Source organism: Burkholderia sp. BDU5, from assembly GCF_001522845.1.
Taxonomy (GTDB): domain Bacteria; phylum Pseudomonadota; class Gammaproteobacteria; order Burkholderiales; family Burkholderiaceae; genus Burkholderia; species Burkholderia mayonis.
The window spans coordinates 1-1,951 of the sequence record NZ_LOWC01000077.1; the positions used below are offsets into that span (position 1 = coordinate 1).

The following is a 1,951-nucleotide window of genomic DNA, read 5'->3' on the forward strand; positions in this document are numbered from 1 at the left end:
AGCCAGTCAAGACCTGGTTTTTCGTCGCTACGTTGTGCTGGTCACGCCACCAATACGCCGAGCTCGTGCTCGATCAAACGGTAGCGACGTGGCTTGCTTGTCACCGCCGAGCATTCGACTGGTGGGGTGGCGTCCCGGCGCGAACCGTGATCGACAACGCCAAGTGCGCCATCACACGGGCCTGCATGTATGACCCGGAAGTTCAACGCTCCTACGCCGAACTGGCCGAAGGGTATGGCTTCAAGATCGATGCATGCCCGCCGCGTGACCCACAGAAGAAGGGGATCGTCGAATCAGGAGTCAAATACATTAAGAAGTCCTTTGCTCCTTTGCGCGAGTTTCGTGATCTCGCCGATGCCAACCGTCAATTGCGCGAATGGATCATGAGCGAAGCCGGCAATCGCCTACACGGCACGACGCGCCAACAGCCGCTGGCGCGCTTTGCGCTCGAGCGATCGTTACTGGCGGCGTTGCCCGATGTGCCGCCGGTGCTCGCTGAATGGACCAAGGTCAGCGTGCACCGCGACTGCCACGTGCAGTTCCATAAAGGGCTGTACTCGGCGCCGTGCAAGCTCGTGGGCCAGACGTTGTGGCTCAAGGCGACGGACACCACGGTGCAACTGTTTCGTGAGCATGAGCTGGTCGCCGCGCACCCGCGGCTACATCGCCCTGGCGCTCGCTCCACCGTGCGTGATCATCTGCCGCCCGAAGCCCAGGCTTGGCAGATGCATGACCCGCAATGGTGTTTGGCCGAAGCCAAACGCATCGGCCCGGCTTGCCATGCCGTGATCCTCGCGTTGTTCAACGATCAAGTGCTGGTCAACTTGCGGGGCGCGCAGGGCATCTTGCGGCTCGAAGCGAAGGTCGGCGCCGCTCGTCTGGAAGCCGCCTGTCAGCGCGCGATGTCCTTCAGCAGCCCGCGCTACCGCACCATCAAGACGATCCTCGACAAGGGCCTGGATCAACTGGCCGAGCCCGTCCAGCCCGATCTGATCGACGTCGCCGACACCTATGCCCGCGGCGGCCGCTTCTGCCGTGACCTGCCTTCCATGATGAGCCACTGAGATCCCGACATGAATCCGATTCCCGAACTGAGCCCGATGCTCAAACAACTGCGCCTGTCCGGCATCCTCGACTCGCTCGAGCAACGTAACCGCCAAGCCATCGACGGCAAGCTCGCCTACACCGAGTTTCTCGCGCTGCTAATCCAGGACGAGATCGCCCGGCGTGAGCACAAGAAGCTGAGCACGCGGCTGGCGCGCGCGAGCTTCCGGCCCGGCAAGACGCTCGAGTCGTTCGACTTCGATCGGCTGCCCAAACTGAACCGCGCCGTCATCCAGGACCTGGCCACCGGCCGTTACCTACAGGAGAACGCCAACGTGCTGATCGCCGGCCCCACCGGCGTCGGCAAGTCGCATCTGGCGCAGGCGCTGGGCCACTGCGCCGCGCGTCAGGGGCACGACGTGCTGTTCCTCACGCAAACCAAGCTGCTCAACACGCTGCATGCCGCGCGCGCCGTCGGCAACTACGAGCGCCGGCTGCAGCAACTGGTGCGCGTGCCGCTGATCATCGTCGACGACTTCGCCCTCAAACCCATCACGGCGCCGCATGACGAAGCGTTCCACGACCTCGTCGCCGAGCGTTATGAGCGCCGCGGTTCACTGGTCTTGACGAGCAATCTGGACTTCAGCGAATGGGGCGACGCGTTCCCGGCCAACCGCATGCTCGGCGCCGCCACCCTCGACCGGCTGCGCCACGGCGCCTACCGGATCATCCTCGACGGCGACAGTTATCGAGTGCCCAAATCGATGCCGGAATCGCCTGTTTCAGGCATTGAAAAACGCGGCAAAAACTAGCATTCTTGACGGCGTTCGAAACTGCGTTTCCCAACCCTTCCAAGTGGCGCCTTTACGCCGATCTTCCCAGGCTCCATTACGCCGATCCGTGACAC

At 63.1% G+C, this 1,951-nt stretch carries 2 protein-coding genes; both read left to right on the top strand.

Translation table 11 applies throughout. The annotated features are described in order from the left end of the window. The coding region (gene istA / locus WS69_RS13690) for an IS21 family transposase (protein ID WP_059471299.1) at positions 1-1,064 on the top strand (1,064 nt) is incomplete at its 5' end. A 9-nt stretch (positions 1,065-1,073) separates the two neighbouring features. Then, the gene (gene istB / locus WS69_RS13695) at positions 1,074-1,856 is read left to right on the top strand and encodes an IS21-like element helper ATPase IstB (RefSeq protein WP_059471300.1); all 783 of its coding nucleotides are present in this window, start codon (positions 1,074-1,076) and stop codon (positions 1,854-1,856) included. Positions 1,857-1,951: the final 95 nt, after the last annotated feature.

Excerpts from the sequence above, each read along its gene's own strand:
- istB (WP_059471300.1), top strand. The coding sequence starts at position 1,074 with ATGAATCCGATTCCCGAACTGAGCCCGATGCTCAAACAACTGCGCCTG.